Origin of the sequence: Streptomyces sp. NPDC087300, assembly GCF_044744425.1 — a bacterium.
GTDB lineage: Bacteria > Actinomycetota > Actinomycetes > Streptomycetales > Streptomycetaceae > Streptomyces.
The window spans coordinates 1-20,418 of sequence record NZ_JBIUYI010000031.1 but is presented as its reverse complement, the minus strand read 5'-3'; the positions used below and the strand labels follow the sequence as shown (position 1 = coordinate 20,418).

Below are 20,418 nucleotides of genomic sequence, written 5' to 3'. Positions count from 1 at the left end.
ACGGCTGGATCCACTTCGGATCATCCGCTGAGATCACCCCACCCATGCCCAGCCAACGCACCAACCGCCCCACCGGTTACGGGACAACCTCTAGCGTTACCGCGAACAATCGCGACATCAGCCCGCGCCAGCAGCTTCAGGTGGCACGGGTGGCAACCGAAACAGCACGCAAGGCTGCCGCAGGTTTCAACTGCGACGGCAAGCTCGGTGAGCGCCTGCCCGCTTTGGATCGCTCGGAGTCTGAAGAACGGTCCCCCGCGAAGGCCACAGGAACCTGCAAGGGTGTGTTCTCAGCCTCACAGGTCCGAAGTCTCCGCATCACCGCCGTCTCGGAGATGCCGGCGGGAGCCTTGGCCGAGGAGTGCACGGCCTGGATAGGCAAGCCGGGCCATTACCGTTTGGGTGCGGATCCTTTGAAGTGATGCCCGTCCTGGGGGCAGTGCTCGGGTCGGTTGCTCAGGAACTGGTTGGCCGCTTCGACTGCTTCTTGGCTGAGCCGTTCTCGTGAAACGCCCCAGCTCTCTTCCCAGCCGTCCAGGTTGATCGCGCAGTGGACGAGGGGCTCCAATTCTTCGGGGTACCCGAGGTCGTAGGCGACGTCTGCCCAGATGAGGTGTGTGCCGGTGGCGGGATCGAGTGACCCGTCCGCGATCTGGCCGGCGATCCAGTAGGCCATCGCCCACTTTGCGGCCCGGGGTTCGGCCGGCGGGTGAAAGGCGAGTCCCAGCTCCTCGAGTACGTGGTCGAAGAGTTCCGGCGCTTCGGGCTCCTCGCTTCGAAGGAGGCCCGCCAGCATGGCGAGTGAGGGACTCTCCACTCCGGCGATCAGGGCGTCCACCCCGGCCTGAATGAGGCGATCGGATCCGACATGCCTTCCGAATGCCCGCTCACGCGCGATATGGCTGAGCTGCTTGAGTGCCTCGTCGTGTGTCATCTGGTCTTCTCCGTCAATGCCTGGGGACTGCAGCGTCGCACCCCCGCCGCAGCAGCACCAACGAGTTCAAGTGTGATCCCTCTTGGTATGGCTGACCTGGAAAGACGCTGATTGACAGTATGAGAGGCGGCGGCTTGCTTCTAACGTGGCGGTGTGGAGGTGGGCGCCATGGTCTCGTTGCCGGAAGAGCTTCAGGCCCGGGAGGACGCTGCTCGGCGGCGGGTGGAGGAACTCCAGGCTGAATCGGCCGAGTTGGCCTTGCGGTTGGAGAAGGCTCGAGGGGACCTTTCGCGGTTGGAGATCACGCGGGAGACCGTCGCGCAGGTACTGACGGAGCTGTCGGCCGCGGAAGCCGAACCGGACGCGGCTGCAGGGGGTGTGCCGGAGATAGACGCATCGTCGGTGCCCCATGGTGTCGGGGTGATGATGGTCCCGCCGTGGCGTGAAGGGCTGGTCGTGGCGGTGTTGCCGGACATCTACCGGGACATCGTGGAGATCATCGCTGATGCGCCCGGACCGGTGCAGGCCAAGCAGATCGTGCCGCGGATCGGCCTTCCGACGACGACCGGGAAGATTGAGGGAACCCGGGGAAAGCTGAAGCGACTGGTGGAACGGGGCTGGCTGGACGAGGACACGCCGGGACACTTCACCCTCGCTCGGCAAGGGCCAGGGCGAGACCGGCCCAACTCCCAGTGACCAAGGGGCTCTTCTCCGTAGATTCGAAGACACCTCACGATGCCAACGCGTCAAGCTGCGACGGCGAGTTCAGTGGGGTAGGCGGTGTTCTCGTCGAACGGCTTGTGGTGTTGGAGGCAGTGGAAGAGCTGGCCGATCATGCGGTTGAAGAGGTTGCGCTGGGCGGCGGCGTGCCAGTCTCCGTGTTCGCGTCGGCGCCGGTAGTGGGCGTTGGCTCCGGCGGAGGCCCGGAGCGAGGCGAACGCCCAGAGGTAGCCGGCGTGGTTGAGCCGGTCGTTTTTCACCCACCGCCGCGTGATGGACGACTTCTTGCCCGAGGCTCTGGTGACGGGCGAGGAGCCTGCGTATGCCTTGAGGCCGCGGGCGTCGGCGAAGCGGGTGTGGTCGTCCCCGATCTCACCCAGGATCCGGGCGGCGAGCTGGATGCCAAGCCCGGGGAAGCTCAGCAGGATCTCGGCGTCCGGATGCCGAGGGAACGTCTGTTCCACCGCCTCGGCGAGGTCGTCGGCGGCGGTGCAGGCAGCGTCCAGCTGGATGAGGAGGGCGAGCATCTGCTTGCCGAGCGCGTCCTCGACGAGCGGAGGCTGGTGGGCCCACTCGGCGCGGAAGACGTCACGCAGGCGGTCGGCCTCGGCCGCGATGCCACGCTTGCGGCTGGCCCGCTTAAGGGCGGCCTGGAGCTGGGTGCGGGTCAGCTTGGCGGCCCGGCTGGGGGTCGGGGCGACCTTGAGGAGTTCACGGGCCTCTGGACGGCACAGGCCGTTGGCCCAGGTGGCGAAGGCTTCCAGCGCGGACGGGTAGTACTCGCGCAGGAGAGAGCGGAGCTGGTTGGCGAGCTGCTGCCGATTCCAGAGAGAGTCCTGCTGAGCGCGGGCGAGTACGGCGATGGCCCTGCCGAGGTCGCTGTCGTCAGGCAACGGGCGGTGGGCGTGCATGTCGGTGCGCAGGATGTTCGCCAGGACCAGAGCATCGCCCGGGTCGGACTTCTTGCGGGAGACGGAGTGCCGGTCGCGGTAGCGGGCAGCGGCCATCGGGTTGATCGCGAACACCTTCCGCTTCCCAGTCCGGAGCACCGCGACCAGCAGACCGCGGGACGTCTCGATGGCAACCGGGATCGGGGTCTCTTCGGTGTCGCCGTGCTCGGCAAGCAGCTCCAGAAGCAGCTGGTAGCCAGCTGCATCGTCGCTGATGTGCCGCTTGGCCACTAACGCGCCAGTGTCGTTGACTAGGGCGACATCATGGGTCCGTTCCGCCCAGTCGATTCCGCAGTAAATCAAGACAGTTCCCTCCCAATGTGCAGGTGTTTGCGCTGGTCACGAGCGCATGCGGGCCACGCGAGCGACCTAATCCCAGGCATCAACCGCCAAGCGGATGTGCCTCCACCTCACTAGCCGTTCGTGGCACCAGCGCACCCCACGGGCCCCGGTCTCCGCGGGAGCTCAAGCGGCTCGGGCGCATCAAGGAGTCACCATGTGGTGGGCTCGCACCACCAACACCAACGAGTGATCAAGTGATGGGTGTTGACGGCAGAAGGTGTCGAGCGTCGCCCCTCTTCGAAGGGACCTCACGGGTCTGGTGCCAACAAGACGTCCGCTCGACGCCCACGGCCATTGATCTCTTTGGTGGTGGCGGCCACGAAGGCGCCGAGCGCTACCGATCTCGCCTAAAGGCGTCTTCGCCTGGACTACTGAAGGCATCCGCCCGGCGCCCACGCGACCGCCACCACCATGAGCACCAGGACCATGCACCTGTCTAAAGCGAGGCGTTGCCCGCCCGGCAGCCACTAGATGTCACGATCCGGCGCTCGAACGTCTAGGGAGCAACCGCCCCCATCGGAACGTCCTTAACAAGGGATTAGGCCGGCAGCCGTTGGTACTCGGCCCGGAAGGACAGCCTCGGGCCTGGCGGGAGCGGGGCCACCGCCGCCTGCTGACCTGTGTATTCGGACCCGTGCGGGTAACCCGGATCGCCTATCGCGGCCGGGGTGTTACCAACGTGCATCCGGCGGACGAAGCGTTGTCGCTGCCCGCGGGCCGGCACTCACGTGGTCTGGCCCGCCTTGCGGTCCTGGAAGCGGTGAGAGGCTCGTTCGACCAGGCCGCCGCTGCGATCGAGCGGTGGTGCGGGAAGGTGCTGGGCAAGCGCCGTCTCAAGGAACTGGTGGTCGCATCCGCGGTCGACATCGCCGCCTACTACTCGGCGAAGATCCCCACCCCGTGTACCCGCGGGATGCCGCTGGTCATTCAGGTCGACAGCAAGGGCGTGGTGATGCGCCCCGAGGCCCTGCGCGAGGCCACCCGCCGCGCTGCGGCCAAGAGCGCGGCGGCCGGCCGCCGCGGACGCCTGGCCCCGGGTGAGAAGCCCAACCGCAAGCGCATGGCCACGGTGGCCTGCGTCTTCGATGTTGTTCCGGCCCCACGTCGGCCGCACGACATCGTCCACCCGCCCGGCGGCCGCAGCGAAACCCGGCCGCCACGACAGGGCCCGAAAGCGATACGGAAATGGTGCACCGCCTCGGTGATCCGCCCGCCGGAACAGGTCGTCGCCGACGCCTTCGCCCAGGCCGCATCCCGCGACCCGCAGCATCTGCGGAACTGGATCGTCCTGGTCGACGGCGCCCGCCACCAACTCGATTTGATTCAAGGTGAAGCCGCCCGCCGCGGCATCCACCTGAACATCCTGCTCGACTTCGTGCACGTCGCCGAGTACACATGGACGGCCGCGCACGCCTTCCATCCGGTCGGCAGCCGCGAGGCCGAAACCTGGGCCGCGGACAAACTCACCGCGATCCTTGCCGGACACGCGGAGCGCGCCGCCATCGAGATGACCGCCCAGGCCGCAGCCGAACAACTTCCTGCAGCCCGCCGCGAGGCCGTTACTACGTGCCACCGCTACCTCACCGGCCATCTCGACCAACTCCACTACGACACCGCCCTCGCGGCCGGCTGGCCGATCGCTACTGGCGCCGTCGAAGGCGCCTGCCGACATCTGATCGCCGACCGCCTCGACATCACCGGCGCCCGCTGGGGACTCGACGGTGCCGAAGCCGTCCTCCAACTCCGCGCACTGATCACGAATGGGGACTTCGAGAGCTACTGGATCTTCCACGCGGCCCGCGAGCATCAACGCCTCTACCCCAGCCGCGACCAGCAGAACTACAGCCTCGTTGCTTGATGCCGCGCCGAAATGGCTGGTCCGATAGCCCTCCGTGAGCCAGGATCCTGTGGTGGGCTATGCCGATGAAGATGCCGAACTGCGGGACTTGATCCGCCGCTATGTCACGCCCGAGCGCCGCTATCTCAAACTCGGCGGCGGTCTGTTGCGCTTCGAAGAAACTGAGTACGACCGATTCGCGCGACGTCTCGCCGAGGACGCCAAGCTCATCACCGCACATGAACTCGACACTCTTCTTGAGGGCGGATGGCGTGAGCGACGAACCGCCGCCTGGCTCATCGCCGTGTCCCGCCGAGCCGAGTTCCGTGAGCGCATCGGGGAGCTTCTGCTGGCCAGCGAGGTCTGCTGCGTCGGCCTGGCGTACTGCGTAACCCTGGCTGGCTTCGGCACACCGGACGACGCCAACCACTTGACCGCCTACCTTGACCGCTACCTGCGCCGCCCCGACCTCAACTATGACCAGCTCGTGGCCATGAGCGCCCTCCGGTACATCGACCTGAACCTCGGTGACAAGAAGGCCGCCCGCTTCCTGTCACCAGACGGCCTGTGGCATCAGTGGCTCCGGGGCAGATCCGGTGGACAGCACACCGACACGGACACCACCTATTTGAGCCTGATCCGCCGACTCTGTGCCTTCGTCGATGAATGCGCAGAGCCACGCCCAACCGGATAGCCCACGCACCCTCGCGTCGGATCTGGTGGCACCGAGTCTGCACCCAGCAACGACCAGCCCATCACTTCAGAGGATCCGCACCCTTACCGTTTGGCGGCCTACTATGGTCCACGTTCTGAGCGAGAGCGCTACTACGATCGCCGCTATAAAACGCACCGCGAAGCGCGCCCGTTCAAGGCGACTTGTCCCGGCGCTGTTGGTGAGGCCTATTACGTGATCGATGGATTTCAGGCGTCCGTAAGTCAGCGCAACCTGGACCGGGTCCTCAAAGGCTTCGCCGGTACCTCCGAAGACCGCCACAACTGCTCCACGCCGGCTGTTTGACCGGATCCAGCTGGATCCGGTCACCCCAGACGCCCGGTAGGGAAGCGAGCGTTCGAGGAGCGCCTCCAGTGAACGTGGATTGGTTGTGGGGCAGTTGGACGCGTCCCTGCGGGGTCACCGTTGCTGATCCCTATCTGATGGCTGATGTGAGGGCCATGTAGTGACGAGTAGCCCATGCGTCTGGTCGCGAGCACGATCGTCGCCCGTGGGGCGCGTTCCTTGCGGTGCTGGGGCAGATGTTCATGGCTATGGGGTAAGGCGGGCGACGAGCTTCGCAGCGACGTGCGCTGAGGTTTCCAGCCGCGCCCAGGAGCCGTCCCGGAAGGCAATCGTGAAGTCGGACTCGGCCATGCTGAAGCGCTTGACCGCCGCGCTCGCGATCTCTTGCCGGGACACCGACCACAGAACAGCCTCGGATCCAGGCACCTTGCTGCCGCCGCCCCATTCGAGGAACCGGCTACCTCGCGCGGTGTCCACGTACGCGGTGATGCGCACGAGGTCCTCGGCCTCGTCGATCTCAAGTTCGGTCACCATGGGCCAGGGGCGCCGGGACGGATCCAGCTGCCAGGGAAGGGTGCGAGCGGTCTCGCCCTCGCCCGCCCACATGACGGGAAAGTCCTCGACCTCGTTGGCCCGGTCCTCCAGCGGCCCGCGCTTGTCGGGCGTGGAGTAGCCGCCCAGGGCGCCGGCGAGGATGCGCAGCGGCAGCAACAGGAGCGTGGTGACGACATCGAGGGCGTGCTGTCCGACCTTGCCGAAGAACCCGCGCACCGCGAACGGTTTTCCAGGGGGCCAGCCGGGCAGTTCGGGTTCTATGTCATGGCGCTCGCGATCGCGGTAGGAACGCCGCTTCTGGACCGAAGCGGCCGTGCCACTGGCGAACTCGACCGGGTAGCGTTCAGGTTCCTCGTCCGTGTACTCGTCCATGTCAGCATTCTCCGGTACGGCTGTTCACGGCGAACGTGCGGCTCTGTGAAGGTCATTTTCCTCGGCTGCCGACCACGCCGGGGGCAGAAGTTTCTTCCCCTGGTGTCACATCAAGGGTCTGGCGGGTCCCCTTCCGTCAGTGAGGGCCGGCTGGCCTCACTGACGTCGAGAAGAGATCACGTGTGCACAGGACAACTTGTCGACATCAACATCAGCTTGTGACCAGGTACATCCTGAGTTGTTCGTGTGAACTCCCGGAAGTGACTGGGAACTTGGTGGGCATATGCGTAACCTCCTGGCTACTGAGACCACTTCGCCGCAGCTCGACCAGGCTCTGCGGGGCAACTCCCCGCCAGGTAGGCCCTGTTCTGCGGCTCACTCATCCCATGCCGTACGGGGAGGCACCGTGTCAGGAGCAGAACGACCCGAGGCAGGGCTTTCTGTTGTTCGCATCCGAAACCGATGCGCCGCAATGGCCCTCGCTGGATGCGCAGTCATCACGCTGGCCGGCTGCAGCAGCGACAGCGACTCCGCCGAGGCGACGCCCTCACAGGACAAGCCCAGCTCCGCGGCCCCGTCCCCCTCCGCGACTCCTTCTTCCGCGGACCCCAAGACGGCCGCCGAGAAGGCGGTACTCGACACGTACCAACGGTACTGGGATGAGAAGGCCACGGCGTACAGCAAGGCCAGCCTCAAGGGCAGCCGGATGAAGTCATACGTCAAGGGCAACGCTCTGGGGCAGGTTCAAGCCGACGTGATGAATCTGCAGAAGCTCGGGCAGATCACGCGCAACAAGCCCACGCTCGACCCGCAGATCGCGAGCCTGGACCTGGAGAAGAAGGTCCCGATGGCCAAGATCTCCGACTGCCTCGACATCTCAAAGTGGGACCTGATCGACCGCAAGACCGAGGAACTGGTCGAGCTTCCCAAGGACCGGCGCACCAAGTACGTGAACAGCGTGACCGCAGAGAGGTGGGGGAAGCAATGGGTCATCCTGGAAGTACAGCCCCAAGACCGCGCATGCTGAGCAAGCGCGTCCTGGCCATCACCTCGGCCACGCTGCTACTTGGATGCACCGGTACCGCCCTGGCTACGGCCAAGCCCGACCCGAAGCCGAACGTCGGTTCCTGTTCGGTGCTCAACTTCTGTGTTGGAAGCGGTGTCGCGGGCACGCCCGGGGCAAGTCACCAGAGGCCAGCGGGCAAGCCGAGTGCAAAGGGAGGCGGGAAGCCGAACGTCCCTGGCCCTTGCTTTGTCACCAAGATGTCTCCGCAACCCCCTGCGGGCAGTGCCGCGTGGGGCGGGCGTGACCCCAGTGAGGGCGCGATCTACACCCGCACCTGTCCCGCCATGGCCGCCGCCGGGAACTTCCTTGTTGGCGGTCTGGTAGGCGCGCCGCAGACGTTCTGGGCTCCTCAGGCCCCGGTCGTCGAGGTGGATCCGGCGCAGCTGGCGCAGGAGGCCGTGGACAAGATGACGTTGCGCGGTCCGGCGATCGGGATTACGCCGAGGCCGGGAGGCAAGGGCGTGGTGGGGATGCCGGTGTGGATGTGGACGGCGAAGGGTGCCGAGACCTACGGCCCCAACTCCGCCTCCGCGTCGGCTGGTGGCATCACCGTGACCGCGACCGCGAAGGTCTCCAAGATCGTGTGGCGGATGGGCGACGACACCACCGTTACCTGCAACAGCGCGGGTACGCCATACAAGAGGGCGTATGGGAAGAAGAACTCCCCCGACTGCGGCCACCGCTACACCCAGCCCTCCACCAGGGAGCCGTCCGGGAAGTACCACGTCACCGCGACCTCCACTTGGTCCATCGACTGGGAGGTCACCGGTGGGGGAGGCGAGACCGGTGAGCTGACCGAGCTCCGTGACAGCGACGTGGACATCACCGTCGCTGAGGTTCAGGTCCTCAACTAACTGCGTACGTACGAAGACTCGAGAGGCACGCCCGTCATGGAAACCCCTGCCGCGCCGGCCGTACCGCGCCCGGCTGCCCCGTCCCGGCCTGACCTGCCCGTCACCACCACACCGCCGGTCAAGCGGGAACGCCGCTGGTCGGTGGTGGCCCTGTGCGTGGTGCTGGCCGTCGTGTGCGCGTTGGGAGCGGCGGCCGCTGTCACGTCGGCTGGTGACCGGGCCAAGGTGGTGGCGATCGCCCGTGATGTGCCTGTTGGGCAGAGGTTGACCGCGGCGGATCTCACGATTGCCGAGGTGTCCGCGGACTCCGTGATCGCTCCGGTTCCGGCGGGTGACAAGGCTGGTCTGATCGGGAAGCGGGCGGCTGTCGAGCTGCGTAAGGGCGGCTTGCTGACGGCCTCGCAGGTCGCGGCCGGCACCGGGCTGGGTGATGACAAGCAGCAGGTTGGCGTCCAGGTCAAGCGCGGCCAGGCACCCGCGGGCTCCCTCGCCCCGGGCGACAAGGTCCTCGCGGTGACCACGCCCGCGCAGGGTGATGAGGGCGGCAAGGACGCCGATGCACCGCCGTCCACCATTGACGCCACGGTGGTGTCGGTGTCCCGTCCGGATGCCACCGGCACGGTTGTGGTCAACCTCGCCGTGGCCACCACCGACGGTCCGCAGCTGGCCACACGGTCCGCCGCCGGGCGGATCGCGCTGGTCCGTGAACCGCGGAGCAGCTGATGCCGGTCACCGTCCTGGCCAGCGCCGCCTCGTGCGGCGTCACCAGCTCCGCCCTCGCCCTTACCCTCGCTTCTTCCCGCCCCAGCCTGCTCGCCGAGTGTGATCCCAAGGGTGGCACCCTGCGCGCCGGGTTCCTGCAGGGGCAGGTGAATGCCGGTTTCGGTCTCTATCACCTGGCGGCCGCCGAACGCGTCGGCCCCGAGGCCTTGGCCCAGGCGTTCGCCTCGCACTTGTGGCCCGTAGACGAGGCCGGGAACCGCAAGGTCCTGCCTGGCCTGACTGATCCGGCGCAGGCCGCGGCGCTGGATCGGACCTGGCCTTCGCTCTCGGATGTGCTGCATGTTCTCGCGCACGACGCGGGGCACGATGTGTTCGTCGACGCGGGCCGTCTGGCCGTCGCCTCCGGGCGTTTGCATCCGACCCTGACCCCGGCTCCGCTCATCCACCAGGCCGATCTGGTGCTGCTCGTGGTCCGCAATATCGAGGCATCGTTGTCCCTGACCCGGCACCTGATCGAGCCGCTGCGCGCCGAGCTTGATGAGCGGGGCACTGGGTCTTCCGCGTTGGGGCTGTTGGTCATCGAGCGGGAGGCCGCGAACCGTGGCCGCGGTTACACCACGCACCAGATCGCCGACGCGCTCAGGACGCCGGTTTTGGCGGCGTTGCCGTGGGATGCGTCGGCGGCTGACTTTATGGCTGAGGGGGGTGCTCCTCCGCGTGGGTATGCGCGCAGTGATTTGTTACGGCATGCGCGTACCGCGACTGAGCAGCTGGAGGCGGTGGCCCAACGGCGTCGTATTCAGCAGGAGTTCCCCGTTCAGTCTCCTGAGCCGCAGCTGGCTGGTGTGTTGCAGCGGCTGACGCAGCATCGGGTGGGCCGTCGTGGCTGACACGCATCAGCGTCCCGGTGAGGCCCCGCAGGTCATGGGGCGCGATGAGCTTGCTCATCTCCTCAATCAGCGTCTGGGTCAGCGTCGTGGGCCGGTGGCTCCGGGGCCTGCTCAAGCGCACCCGGTGGCGCCTGTATCGGCGGTGGCCGGTGCGGGTGTGGTGCCGCGTCTCGCTGATTTGCCGGGTCAGTTGCCGTGCGGGTGGGACGTGATTGAGTCTTTGCAGGGCGAGGTTTCCGCCGAGCTGAGCAAGCGTGATCCTGAGCGCACCCTGGAGGAGGCTGACCGGCGTGCGCTGGCCCGCTCGCTGGCGACGTCGGCGGTGGCGGGGTGGGCCGTCAAGCACGCCGAGGGCAACGTCCCGCTGTCCGCGGATGATGAGAAGCGCATCGCGACGGCCGTGTTCGATTCCATGTATCGCGGTGGGCGGCTGCAGTCCTTGCTCGATGAGGACGGCGTCGAGGACGTCATGGTGGACGGCACCACCGCGCACGTGGAGTACTACGACAAGCCGCGCCGCACGCTGGAGAAGGTGGCGGGTTCCCACGACGAACTGATCACCTGGGTCAACCGGATGGCGGGGCTGTCGGGGCACGGCGAGCGCTCCTTGACCCAGGCCACCCCGATGGTCGGCTTTCGGATGCCGGACGGCTCCCGCGTTACCGCGTCCTTGCTCACCACCCGGCCTTCGGTCGTGATCCGCAAGCACCGCATCAAGGACGATGGCACCGCCGACCTCGTACGGTGGGGCGCTTTGAACCCGATGGTCGAGCGGTTCCTCATCACGTGTGTGCTGGCCCGGCTGAATGTGTTGGTCGTCGGTGACATGGGTGCGGGCAAGACCACGTTGCTGCGGGCGCTGGGCCGGGAGATTCCGCCCTCCGAACGGCTGGTGACGCTGGAGTCCGACCGTGAGTTGTATCTGGACCAGCCGCACCCGACCAGGCCCGGCCCGGTCACCTTTGCCTTTGAGGCGCGCCAGTCCAATGGCGAGGTCCGCGGCGGGGATCGGGCTGGTGAGGTCACCATCTCCGACATGTTCGCGACCGCGTTGCGCTATAACGCGTCTCGCGTGATCGTCGGTGAGGTTCGCTCCACCGAGATCGTGCCGATGTTGCAGGCGATGTCCGCGGGCGGGTCCGGTTCGATGTGCACCATGCACGTGCGGCGGCCGCACGCCATTGTCAGCAGGCTGGTCCAGCTGTGCACCGAGGCGGGTATGGCCACCGAGGCGGCGCATCACCTCATCGCCTCTTCTGTCGATGTGGTCGTCTACCTCAGCTATCTGGACGAGACCGGGCTGGGCGGCAGGCGTCATCGTTTCGTGTCGCACCTCTATGAGGTCCACGACGTCGTCGGCGAGGCCGGGCGGCCCACCACCACCGAACTGTTCGCTCCCACCGCCGGTGAGCGGCGCGCGGTCTTCTCCAACATGCCGTCCTTCATCGAGGACCTGGAACGCACTGGCCAGTTCGACCGCCGCTGGCTGGCCGACAATCCCGGCGGCGCGTGGGGGCCGCCGCTGCAGACGGTGAGGCCGTAGATGACGCTCCAACAACTCGCCCTGCTGGCCGCCTGCTGCGCGGCGCTGGTCGTGGCCGCCGTCGTGGCCGCCGTGCGGGAAGCGCGCGGCCGCATCCTGGATCCGGTCAAGCCGCCCTCGCGGCTGGCCGCGAGGGCACGGCGCGCCAAGTCGGAACTGCCCGAGGCCTGGCGGCGCCGCTGGCGCCACCTGGTGGCCGTAGCCGCCGTCGTGACGCTGGGCGTGTGGGCCTACAGCGGGTGGCCGGTGCACGGTCTGCTCGCCGGGGCCGCGGTGCTGGGCCTGCCGTTTGTCCTGCATCCGGGCGGGGCCGCGCAGGCTCGCATCGAGCGCCTGGAGGCGCTGGGGCAGTGGCTCAACCATCTGGCTGGTGTGCACACCGCGGGCATTTCGCTCGCTCAGACGATCCGGGCCTCGGCCAAGGCGGCCCCGGCGCCGATCGCGGCGAATGTGCAGGTGCTCGCCGAGCGGCTGCGCTCGGGCATGGACGCCCGGTTGGCCTTCGCGTACTTCGCCGATGAGCTCGCCGACGGGGTCAGCGACCATGTTGTCCTGCTCTTCCAGTCTCACGCCGTGTATAAGGGGCCCGGTCTTTCTGACGCGCTGGAGGCGCTGGCGGTGACCATCCATCAGCAGGCCGCTGATGCTCGTGGGGTCGAGGCCGACCGTGCCTCGGTGCGTAAGAGTTCGCGTCAGGTGTCCGTGGTCATCTGTGTCGTTGTGATGGGCTGCATGCTCAACAAGGCGTGGTCGGGCTGGTACGCGTCCCCGGTGGGGCAGTTCGTCCTGGCCGGCTTGGGGGGCGCGTTCGCTTGGACGCTGGGCTGGTTGCGCCGGATCGCGCGCACGCAGCCCGATCCGCGTCTGCTGGAGCCGCTGCCCGCCGAGCTGGCCGCGCCGGGAGGCACTCGATGATTGCGATGGACGCGGTGCTGCCCGCCGCGGCTTCCGGTGTGCTGATCGGGCTCGCGGTCCGTGCGGCCTGGCCCGCTCGTCCCGATCTGGCCAGCGTCCTGGACCGGCTCGATGCCCGCCACGTTCGCACTCCCATCCTCGGCGCCGCCCCCACCCAGGGGACCGATGTACTCGCCTACAAGGTCGGCTCCCGGATGATGGACGGGCTCGGATCCCGGGTGAGTCTGCCCTACAAGGACTTGGACCTGCTGCGGATCTCTCCGGCCGAACATCTGGGCCGCCGGGTGCTGTTCGCGTTGTATGGGCTGCTCTTTCCGCAGTTGTTGCAGGCCTTGCTTGCCTTGTCCGGCGCCGCGCTGCCGTTCGCGGTCCCCGCTGTGATCTCCCTGGTCCTGGGGGCGCTGTTCTGGTTGGGGCCGGGCCGGGATGTGCGGCGGGAGGCGGCCGCGGCGCGCCTGATCGTGCGGCATGCCGCCGCCTCCTACCTGGAGCGGGTCGCGCTGGCCCGCATCGCCAACAGCGGTGCGGCGCAGGCCTTGACGCAGACCGCCGAGGTGGGTGACGGGTGGATTTTCCAGCGGATGCGGCAGGTCTTCGACCATGCCGAGCTCGCCGGCGTCACCGCCTGGGAGGCATTGCGTCAGCTCGGCGAGGAACTGGACATCCCCGAACTGGCGCGACCCGCCGACACCTTGGCGCTGGCCGGGGATGGCGCCGCCGTTTACACCACTTTGCAGGCCCAGGCCCGTCAGCTGCGTATCGCGCTGCTGTCTGACTCCAAGGCCCAGGCGAATGAGGCCTCCGCGGCGATGGTGCTGCCCGTGACGCTTGGCGTGATCCTCATGCTCGCCTTCGTCATGGTGCCCATCGTCAACACCATTCTCGCCAGCTGATCGACAGGACAAGGGAGAACGAGCTCATGGACATCCAGATGCTGACGGTGTGGATCCGCGGCCGCTACGAGCGGCTGCGCACCGCCCGTGAGGCCGGAGCCACCAGCACCGAACTCGCCGTCATCGCCGGCGCGCTCCTGGTGGGGGCCGGGCTTTTGGTGGCCGCGCTGCGCACCAAGCTGGGCGAGAAGATCGGCATCATCAACGGCGGCTGAGAGCGGATACCGGTACGGGTGTGAAGACGGTGAGGAGTAGCGGGGTGGCAGGGCGCACGGTGGGACGCCGAGGGTGGGATGTCCTTGCACGGCTGCGACGTGAGGACCGCGGTGTGGGCAGTGTGGAGCTGGCGACGCTGGCCTTGGTCGTGCTGATGCTTGCCTTCACTACCATTCAGGTCGGCTTCTACTATCACGCCCGCAAGGTCGCTCAGTCCGCCGCCCGCCAAGGCGTTGATACCGGGCGGCAGTTCGGTGCGAGCGAGGCCGATGGCGCCGCGCAGGCCCAGGACTATCTTGCGAAGTTCGGTAACTCCGTGCGCGGCGCGCAGGTCTCCACCTCGGGCAGTGGCCCGGAGCGGATCCGTGTCACTGTCACCGGCGACGTCGCCACTCTTGTCCCCGGCCTGACGCTCCACGTCAGCCAGCATGCCGACGGGCCCATCGAGCGCTGGACCAACCCGTGAGGGCCCGTCGGCGCGTATGGCGGTGTGAACTGGGCGGTGACCGGGGCAGCTACGCGCTGGAAACCGCTGTGCTGGCGCCGGTCCTGATCGCCATCCTCGGTCTGATGATCGCCTTCGGGCGGGTCACCGACGCGGAGGGTGCCGTGGACTCCGCGGCCCACGCGGCCGCGCGCGCCGCGTCCCTGGAGCGTGACGCGGGCAGCGCCCAGTCTCAGGCCCGGGCAGCGGCGGACCGTAGCCTGAACGGCGAAGGCGTCACCTGCACCACCTCCGACGTCGCCATCGACGCCTCCGGCTACGCCTCCGGTGTGGGTGAGATCGCCACCGTGACGGCGACCATCTCCTGCACCGCGCGCCTGGATGACATCGCCCTGCCTGGCCTGCCCGGCGCCAAGACGATCACTTCTACCTGGACCAGTCCCATCGACACCTACCGGGCCCGCTGATGGCCACCCGTGTCCGGCTGACGTGCCGCCGCGCCGCGCTTGCTGACCGTGACCGCGGTTCCATGTCGCTGTTCTTCGCCCTCACCAGCGTGGCGGTCCTCTTGGTGATGGGCCTGCTCGTGGACGGTGGCGGCGCGCTGAACGCGAGCAACCGGGCCACCTCACTGGCCCAGGAGGCCGCGCGCACCGCCGGACAGCAACTCGACCCCGGCCAGGCCATCGAGGGCACCGCGATCACCATCGATCCCGGCGCCGCGCAGGCCGCCGCCCAGGACTACCTGGCCGCCGAGGGCGTCCAGGGCACCGTCGCCATCACCGACGACGGGAAGACCATGACGGTGACCGTGCACGACACCTACGACACCTACTTCGCGCAGCTGGTCGGCAAGGGCTCCATCGGTGTGAGTGGCACCGCGACCGCACATCTGCAGACCCAAGCTGGAGGCTGAGCCGTGGCCCACCGCACCCCCGCACCGCTGCGCACGCTCGGCGTCCTGCTGCGCGCTCTGCTCGGCTTGGCCGTCCTGGTGGTCCTGGTCGCCGGGATCCCCGCCCTGCTCCTGGCCGTTGGCAAGCAGCCCACCGATCTGCCCGGCGGCACCAGCCTGCTGGCCCAGCAGGACGACGGCACCCTGTTCCTGACCGCGCTCACCTGCATCGGCTGGGTCGGCTGGGCCGCGTTCGCCTACTCCGTCCTCGTCGAAGTCATCGCCGTCGTACGCCGGCGCTCCGCACCGCGGATCCGGGGCCTGGGCGGCATGCAGTCCCTGGCCTCGTTCCTCATCGGCGGGATCGTGCTGCTCGCCCCGACCGCCGCCTCCGCGGCCAGCACCACACCGGCCGCCGCGGTGAACATCACCCACACCACGAGCCACCAGCCCGCCGCCAGCTCACCCAGCACGGCACCGCATGCCGGTGAAGGGCTCCGGCACACGGTTTCCTCCGCCACGGAGTCGCCGTGGGACCTGGCCGAGCAATACCTCGGCGACGGCACGCGATGGCGGGACCTCGCCACGCTCAACCCCGGCGTCGTCGAACTCGCCACGGGCGACGGCTACCTGCCCACGGGCACCGTCCTGCGCCTGCCGGCCGACGCCCGGCCCATCGCCCCCGCCACCCACCCCGCCTCCTCGCCGGGCCAGCCGAGGATCGCGCTGGCCGCCGAGGACAACGAGGCCAAGGACACCGCCGCGGACGACAGCACCACCAAGCGCCCGGGCAGCGTCACCGTCGAAGCCGGCGACAGCCTGTGGTCCATCGCCGGCCACTACGGCGAACCCGCCGACTGGCCCGACCTGTACGAAGCCAACAAGGGAGAACCACAGCCGGGCGGCGGCACGTTCAACGACCCCAACCTGATCATCCCCGGCCAGCGGCTCGACCTGCCCCGCACCGATCAGCACGCCCCTCCTGCCCACGGCGGGAAGCAGCAGGACCCGCCGAGCGCCGACCACGACAAGCCCGCGGACAAGCCCGCGGACAAGCCCGCGGACAAGCCCGCGGACAAGCCCGCGGACAAGCCCGCGGACAAGCCCGCGGACAAGCCCGCGGACAAGCCAGACCTTCCCGCCCCGAGCGCTGCCCCGGAGGGCCCGTCCGGCGAAGCGCAGCAGCCGGCGCCCTCACCAAGCCACGCGGACAAGCCGGCCCCCGCCTCACCCGCTGCCAGCGCCCCGGCCGGCCCGGCAGCCGATGCCAAGGAGAGAGCGGACAGTGGCGACGGGCAGCGGGCTTGGGTCATCGGGCTGGGCGCGACCGGCATCCTGGCCGTCGGGTTCCTCTCGCTCCTTGGCGTACGCCGGATCAAGCAGCTGCGGCGGCTGCGCCGCGGCCAGGCCGTCGCCCTGCCCGATGAGCCGGCCGCGGCTACCGAGCACGCTTTGCGCGTCGCCGAGGCGACGCTGGATTCCTCCGTGCTGGACCGCGCCCTGCGGACCATGGCCGTCCACCTCGGCGACACCCAGGCCGCCCTGCCGCCGCTGGCCGCCGTACTCCTGGGCGAGCAGGAGATTGTGCTGCACCTGGCGCGTCCCGCCCCGGCCGTGGCACCCTTCACCACCGAGCCGGGTTCCCTGCACCGGTGGGCCTGCCCCGTATCCAGCCCGGAACTGCTGCCGGCGCACGAGGTGGAGGGCATCGAAGACCCCTACCCCGCACTCGTGAGTTTGGGCTGGGACCCGGCCGGCGCGCTGGTCCTGGTCGACTTGGAGCAGGTCGGCCACCTGCATCTGACCGGCCCGGGCCGTGGCGCGGTCCAGCGGGCACTGGCCCTGGAACTGGCCACCAGCGAGTTCGCCCACCACCTTGACGTGAGCCTGACCGGCAAGCCCGCTCCCGGACTTGCCACGGAGATTCCCGAACGCGTCACCGCTCATCCCTCACTGACGCACGTGGTGCCCCTCATACGAGCTCACCACAGCGAACAGCGGCAGGCGTTCACGGTGCTGGAGGCCGACGGACTGCGTGCGGCACGGACCGGGGCCGACACCGCGGCCGCCTGGACCCCGCACCTCATCCTGGCCGACCAGCCAAGCGCGGACGATGCGGCCGCGCTCACCGAACTGGCGGGACTGGTCAGCGAACAACCCCGCAGCGCCACCGCACTGATCACATCCGGTCAGCTGCCGGCCGAGCTGGCCCAGACCTCCTGGAGCGTGCACGTCGATGCGGCCGACAGGCTGGTACGGCTGCCGGTGCCCGGTGGGGACATCGACTGCCATCTGCAGGCCCTGTCCGATGAGGACTGGACGGCCGCCCTGGACATCCTGGCCCGCAGCCGGGCCGAGGCCGTACCGGAGCAGACCTATCAGTCCTGGCTCGCCCCGCACCGGCCACCGGCCGACAGCGCACAGGAGCCCGCCCCTGCCCCACAGGACGCGCAGGGCACCGCGGCCCCCGTCGTACTGACCAAGAACGCTGGGCCGGCCGAAGAGCCAGGCGAGGTGCCGAGCCTGGCGGTCTTCGCCACCTACGAGGACCCGGCCACAGCCTCCGATACGGGCGCCGAGACCAACGAAGGCGACGAAGGCAACGAAGACAATGAAGACGACAAGAACGACGAGGACAGGGAGCGGGCCGGTGACAGGCCGCTCGACCTGCCGCCGGAGGACCAGTGGCACGCGGACGCCGCCGGCGCCAGCACGGTCCGGCCGGTATCGGCGTCCCCGCTGACCGCGCAGCCCGGCACCCCCGCGGTCAGCATCCGGCTCCCGCCGCCCGCGGCGCCCCCCGCCACCGGACAGGAGCCGGCTGCGCCCTGCGCCCTGTCCGGTGAGGTCCCGCTCCCGGGGCCGGGGGTTACCGCCAGCGGTCCTGTCATCCGCGTCCTGGGGCCGGTCGACATCCTCGGGGCCCGCGGGGAGAACAAGGAGAGCAACCGGGAGCGCACCAACACCGAGCTCGCGGCCTGGCTCGTCCTGCACCCGGGCCGGGACCACCAGCCGCTGGATGCGGCGATCTGGCCGTACAAAGACGTCGATACCAAGGCACACACCAAGTACCGCAATGTGTGCGTCAGCCGGCTGCGCTCGCGTTTGGGCACCGACGACGACGGCAATCCGTTCCTGCCCAAACTGCCCTCCAGCAAAGACGCCCGCTACGCCCTCGCCGCCACGGTCACCTGTGACTGGCACCAGTTCACCGCGCTCGCCGAGGCCGGCAGCGGCGATCGCGGCCCGCACGGGACACGAGCACTGCGCGAGGCCCTCGAACTCGTCCGCGGCCGGCCCTTCATGAGCGATGACCGCCGCCGCTACCGGTGGGCCGAGCACCTGGCGATGGTCATGCTCAGCAAGATCGTGCTCACGGCCGAGGAGCTCGCCCAGCGCTGCCTGAACGAGCGCGACCCGCGCGGCGCCGTGTGGGCGGCCGCCAAGGGACTGGACGTCGCCCCCGAGATCGAGAGCCTGTACCGGATCCTGTTCCAGGCCTACGCCGCACTCGGTGACTACGACTCCCTGACCCGGGCGGCAGACGCGTTGGAGGACATCAACACCCGCCTCGGTGCGGAGACCGAGGACGAGACCCTGGACATCCTCAATGAGTTGATGGCCAAGGCGTGACCACACCGGCCAAGATCACCTAAGAGGCGGCCGCCCACCGGCCGCGCCGCGGCCACCCTTAGATGATCTTGGCCGGTGGTGGCCCGCCGCTGCACTGGGCACGTCGCGGACCGGACCGCCGGTTTCTCACCCGCCCGGCCACGACGGCCCGGTGACTCCAGATCAGCCGCCCCGCCGCGGACCTGGCACAGCGGCCGGGCGCCATCCACCGGCCAGGGCACGGCCTTGCCCTCGCGGGCCCGGCCACCCGGTTACCGCCGCGCTACCAGGCACCCGGCACCGGCCGGCCACGGGCTACCCAATCCGGGTAACCGCCCTCGGCCAAGTGGATACCAGCAGGTGAGGCAGAGGTAACCGAGCGGCAGACAGACCGCCTCGCCGGTTGCCGGTCCGTCAGGCCAGGGCGGCATGCGCACACACCGGTCTGACGCCGGTGGCCGAGCGGGGGCAGGGCGGTCAGCGGCCGCTGGCCGGTCCGGCCCAGTCGGCCAGCGCAGCCGTCGTGGTGAGCGCTCCTCAGATAGCCGCCTACCGTGGCCGGTTACTTCAGTGATTCAACTAACCGGTCACCTGGGCCGTCTACCGCGGGGCCGGGACCGACTGGAGCGGCCCGTACTTCGCGCGCTGCTGCTCTTCGATGAAGGCCCGTGCCCGGCCGGCTACCCGCCGCCCCGTGCGCTCAGAGAGCTTCAGTTTCCGCGCGATGGCCGCCCCGCTCAACGAGGGGTCACCGCACAGCAGCTCCACGGCCGCCCGCACCCGCTCGTCCGCGGGCTGCGGAGTCCGCACAGAGCTGGACTCGGCTTCCGGCTCCGCTTCGAGCGCGAGCTGCCCGGCGGTGGGCAACGACGCGGCAGGATCCCCGGCAGTGGCCGGCGCGCCAGCGGTGCGGATCGCGTCACCCACCGCTTCTCCGTGACCGGTCGGGCCCACCGCGGCCACTGCGGCAGCCGCTCCGGTTATCGGCAGCTGGGCGGAAGTCGCAGCGCGGGCTGTGTCCGGTGCGGGGCTCGTGTCCGACGCGGAAGCCAGCCCGGGGGCAGGCGAGGTGAAGGGCGTCGGGAGGGGTGCGGGCGCGCCGAAGAAGGGGTGCTCCTCAGCAGCTGGTGCCGGTGCGGGTGCGGGTACCGGTGTGGTGGGCGCGGCTGCCGGCCGCCCGGGGAGCCCGGCCTGGTGCCACCGGGCGAATGCCGTGAGGTCCGCGGGAGGCATGTCCTCAGCGATGGTGACGCCGTGCCAGAGGGCGGCGGTCTCCGTCAGTTCGTCCCAACTCGGGTACTGAGACTGCGGGTCACCGCCTTGGTAGGCGACGAAGAGGTCGAACAGCCACTGCTCGGTGATCTCAACCGGACTGGCGTCCAGTTCCTGCTCACGGGGGCCCGCCATCTCCTGGCGGGAGACGGCTTGCGGGGCGGCGCGCTCGGTGGCGAACGCGTGTGGCTCGGCGGGTGCGGTGGGGCCCGCGGTCAGCTGGGCCTGGGGCTGCGCGGCCGGTTCGGCGGTCACCGCGGTGGGTGTCGGCGCGGGCGGCAGCAGGACGGGCTCGATGCCGGCGGCGGCGAGGCCGGCGGGCGCGGTCTCCGCGAGCGGTACGCCGAAGCGCGCGAGGCGCAGCGG

General features: G+C 69.1%; 18 protein-coding genes and 3 pseudogenes. 17 read left to right on the top strand and 4 right to left on the bottom strand.

Annotation, left to right across the window (positions count from 1 at the left end; translation table 11 throughout):
• Nucleotides 1–422: pseudogene (locus tag ACIO9J_RS44485) on the top strand (hypothetical protein); the annotation flags it as partial.
• On the opposite strand, the gene ACIO9J_RS44480 reads toward ACIO9J_RS44485, so the two are convergent.
• Complete coding sequence (locus ACIO9J_RS44480; protein ID WP_402012005.1) at nt 392–934, bottom strand: hypothetical protein; 543 nt, start codon at nt 932–934, stop codon at nt 392–394. The pseudogene ACIO9J_RS44485 and the gene ACIO9J_RS44480 overlap by 31 nt on opposite strands.
• Nucleotides 935–1,087: 153 nt before the next feature.
• Here ACIO9J_RS44480 and ACIO9J_RS44475 point away from each other — a divergent pair, with 153 nt between their 5' ends.
• Nucleotides 1,088–1,630, top strand: coding sequence for a hypothetical protein (locus ACIO9J_RS44475; RefSeq protein WP_402012002.1), 543 nt, complete (start codon nt 1,088–1,090; stop codon nt 1,628–1,630).
• 50 nt (nt 1,631–1,680) lie between these two features.
• Here ACIO9J_RS44475 and ACIO9J_RS44470 read toward each other — a convergent pair whose 3' ends face one another.
• On the bottom strand, nt 1,681–2,907 hold the full coding sequence (locus ACIO9J_RS44470; RefSeq protein WP_402011999.1) for an IS110 family transposase: 1,227 nt from the start codon (nt 2,905–2,907) through the stop codon (nt 1,681–1,683).
• A 592-nt stretch (nt 2,908–3,499) separates the two neighbouring features.
• Here ACIO9J_RS44470 and ACIO9J_RS44465 point away from each other — a divergent pair.
• The 3 genes and pseudogenes from ACIO9J_RS44465 to ACIO9J_RS44455 all read left to right on the top strand — a co-directional run.
• Nucleotides 3,500–4,804, top strand: a pseudogene (locus tag ACIO9J_RS44465) (ISKra4 family transposase); the annotation flags it as partial.
• A 34-nt stretch (nt 4,805–4,838) separates the two neighbouring features.
• The gene (locus ACIO9J_RS44460) at nt 4,839–5,477 is read left to right on the top strand and encodes a DUF6000 family protein (RefSeq protein WP_402011996.1); all 639 of its coding nucleotides are present in this window, start codon (nt 4,839–4,841) and stop codon (nt 5,475–5,477) included.
• A 90-nt stretch (nt 5,478–5,567) separates the two neighbouring features.
• On the top strand, nt 5,568–5,801 hold the full coding sequence (locus ACIO9J_RS44455; RefSeq protein ID WP_402011993.1) for a hypothetical protein: 234 nt from the start codon (nt 5,568–5,570) through the stop codon (nt 5,799–5,801).
• Nucleotides 5,802–6,047: 246 nt separating this feature from the next.
• Here ACIO9J_RS44455 and ACIO9J_RS44450 read toward each other — a convergent pair whose 3' ends face one another.
• Entirely contained in the window at nt 6,048–6,728 is a 681-nt protein-coding gene (locus ACIO9J_RS44450) for a hypothetical protein (RefSeq protein ID WP_402011991.1), read from the bottom strand.
• Nucleotides 6,729–7,134: 406 nt separating this feature from the next.
• Here ACIO9J_RS44450 and ACIO9J_RS44445 point away from each other — a divergent pair, with 406 nt between their 5' ends.
• The 12 genes from ACIO9J_RS44445 (at nt 7,135) to ACIO9J_RS44390 (ending at nt 18,801) form a co-directional block, all read left to right on the top strand.
• Nucleotides 7,135–7,755 carry a hypothetical protein gene (locus tag ACIO9J_RS44445; RefSeq protein WP_402011988.1) on the top strand — a complete coding sequence of 207 codons (621 nt, stop codon included), beginning with the start codon at nt 7,135–7,137 and terminating at the stop codon, nt 7,753–7,755.
• Between the two features lie 323 nt (nt 7,756–8,078).
• Nucleotides 8,079–8,648 carry an ATP/GTP-binding protein gene (locus tag ACIO9J_RS44440; protein WP_402011985.1) on the top strand — a complete coding sequence of 190 codons (570 nt, stop codon included), beginning with the start codon at nt 8,079–8,081 and terminating at the stop codon, nt 8,646–8,648.
• 36 nt (nt 8,649–8,684) lie between these two features.
• Nucleotides 8,685–9,371, top strand: a complete 687-nt coding sequence (locus ACIO9J_RS44435) for an SAF domain-containing protein (protein WP_402011982.1) — start codon at nt 8,685–8,687, stop codon at nt 9,369–9,371.
• On the top strand, nt 9,371–10,261 hold the full coding sequence (locus tag ACIO9J_RS44430) for a hypothetical protein (RefSeq protein WP_402011979.1): 891 nt from the start codon (nt 9,371–9,373) through the stop codon (nt 10,259–10,261). Before ACIO9J_RS44435 ends, ACIO9J_RS44430 begins: the two co-directional genes overlap by 1 nt.
• The gene (locus ACIO9J_RS44425; RefSeq protein ID WP_402011976.1) at nt 10,254–11,804 is read left to right on the top strand and encodes a CpaF family protein; all 1,551 of its coding nucleotides are present in this window, start codon (nt 10,254–10,256) and stop codon (nt 11,802–11,804) included. The genes ACIO9J_RS44430 and ACIO9J_RS44425 overlap by 8 nt, the downstream gene beginning before the upstream one ends.
• On the top strand, nt 11,805–12,719 hold the full coding sequence (locus ACIO9J_RS44420) for a type II secretion system F family protein (protein ID WP_402011974.1): 915 nt from the start codon (nt 11,805–11,807) through the stop codon (nt 12,717–12,719).
• Nucleotides 12,716–13,612 (top strand): type II secretion system F family protein, encoded by an 897-nt coding sequence (locus tag ACIO9J_RS44415; protein ID WP_402011971.1) that lies wholly within the window; start codon nt 12,716–12,718, stop codon nt 13,610–13,612. Before ACIO9J_RS44420 ends, ACIO9J_RS44415 begins: the two co-directional genes overlap by 4 nt.
• A 26-nt stretch (nt 13,613–13,638) precedes the next feature.
• Complete coding sequence (locus ACIO9J_RS44410) at nt 13,639–13,827, top strand: hypothetical protein (protein ID WP_402011968.1); 189 nt, start codon at nt 13,639–13,641, stop codon at nt 13,825–13,827.
• 113 nt (nt 13,828–13,940) lie between these two features.
• Nucleotides 13,941–14,294 (top strand): TadE/TadG family type IV pilus assembly protein, encoded by a 354-nt coding sequence (locus ACIO9J_RS44405; RefSeq protein WP_402011965.1) that lies wholly within the window; start codon nt 13,941–13,943, stop codon nt 14,292–14,294.
• Nucleotides 14,291–14,740 carry a TadE family protein gene (locus ACIO9J_RS44400; protein ID WP_402011962.1) on the top strand — a complete coding sequence of 150 codons (450 nt, stop codon included), beginning with the start codon at nt 14,291–14,293 and terminating at the stop codon, nt 14,738–14,740. The genes ACIO9J_RS44405 and ACIO9J_RS44400 overlap by 4 nt, the downstream gene beginning before the upstream one ends.
• The gene (locus tag ACIO9J_RS44395; RefSeq protein WP_402011959.1) at nt 14,740–15,189 is read left to right on the top strand and encodes a TadE/TadG family type IV pilus assembly protein; all 450 of its coding nucleotides are present in this window, start codon (nt 14,740–14,742) and stop codon (nt 15,187–15,189) included. Before ACIO9J_RS44400 ends, ACIO9J_RS44395 begins: the two co-directional genes overlap by 1 nt.
• 3 nt (nt 15,190–15,192) lie before the next feature.
• Entirely contained in the window at nt 15,193–18,801 is a 3,609-nt protein-coding gene (locus ACIO9J_RS44390) for a LysM peptidoglycan-binding domain-containing protein (protein WP_402011956.1), read from the top strand.
• A 579-nt stretch (nt 18,802–19,380) separates the two neighbouring features.
• On the opposite strand, the pseudogene ACIO9J_RS44385 reads toward ACIO9J_RS44390, so the two are convergent.
• Nucleotides 19,381–20,418 (bottom strand): annotated as a pseudogene (locus tag ACIO9J_RS44385) (hypothetical protein); the annotation flags it as partial.

Bases quoted from the DNA above. Each gene is read 5' to 3' on its own strand.
- ACIO9J_RS44395 (WP_402011959.1), top strand. From the start codon at position 14,740: ATGGCCACCCGTGTCCGGCTGACGTGCCGCCGCGCCGCGCTTGCTGAC.
- ACIO9J_RS44415 (WP_402011971.1), top strand. From the start codon at position 12,716: ATGATTGCGATGGACGCGGTGCTGCCCGCCGCGGCTTCCGGTGTGCTG.
- ACIO9J_RS44480 (WP_402012005.1), bottom strand. From the start codon at position 934: ATGACACACGACGAGGCACTCAAGCAGCTCAGCCATATCGCGCGTGAG.
- ACIO9J_RS44430 (WP_402011979.1), top strand. From the start codon at position 9,371: ATGCCGGTCACCGTCCTGGCCAGCGCCGCCTCGTGCGGCGTCACCAGC.
- ACIO9J_RS44410 (WP_402011968.1), top strand. From the start codon at position 13,639: ATGGACATCCAGATGCTGACGGTGTGGATCCGCGGCCGCTACGAGCGG.
- ACIO9J_RS44420 (WP_402011974.1), top strand. From the start codon at position 11,805: ATGACGCTCCAACAACTCGCCCTGCTGGCCGCCTGCTGCGCGGCGCTG.
- ACIO9J_RS44440 (WP_402011985.1), top strand. From the start codon at position 8,079: ATGGCCGCCGCCGGGAACTTCCTTGTTGGCGGTCTGGTAGGCGCGCCG.
- ACIO9J_RS44435 (WP_402011982.1), top strand. From the start codon at position 8,685: ATGGAAACCCCTGCCGCGCCGGCCGTACCGCGCCCGGCTGCCCCGTCC.
- ACIO9J_RS44450 (WP_402011991.1), bottom strand. From the start codon at position 6,728: ATGGACGAGTACACGGACGAGGAACCTGAACGCTACCCGGTCGAGTTC.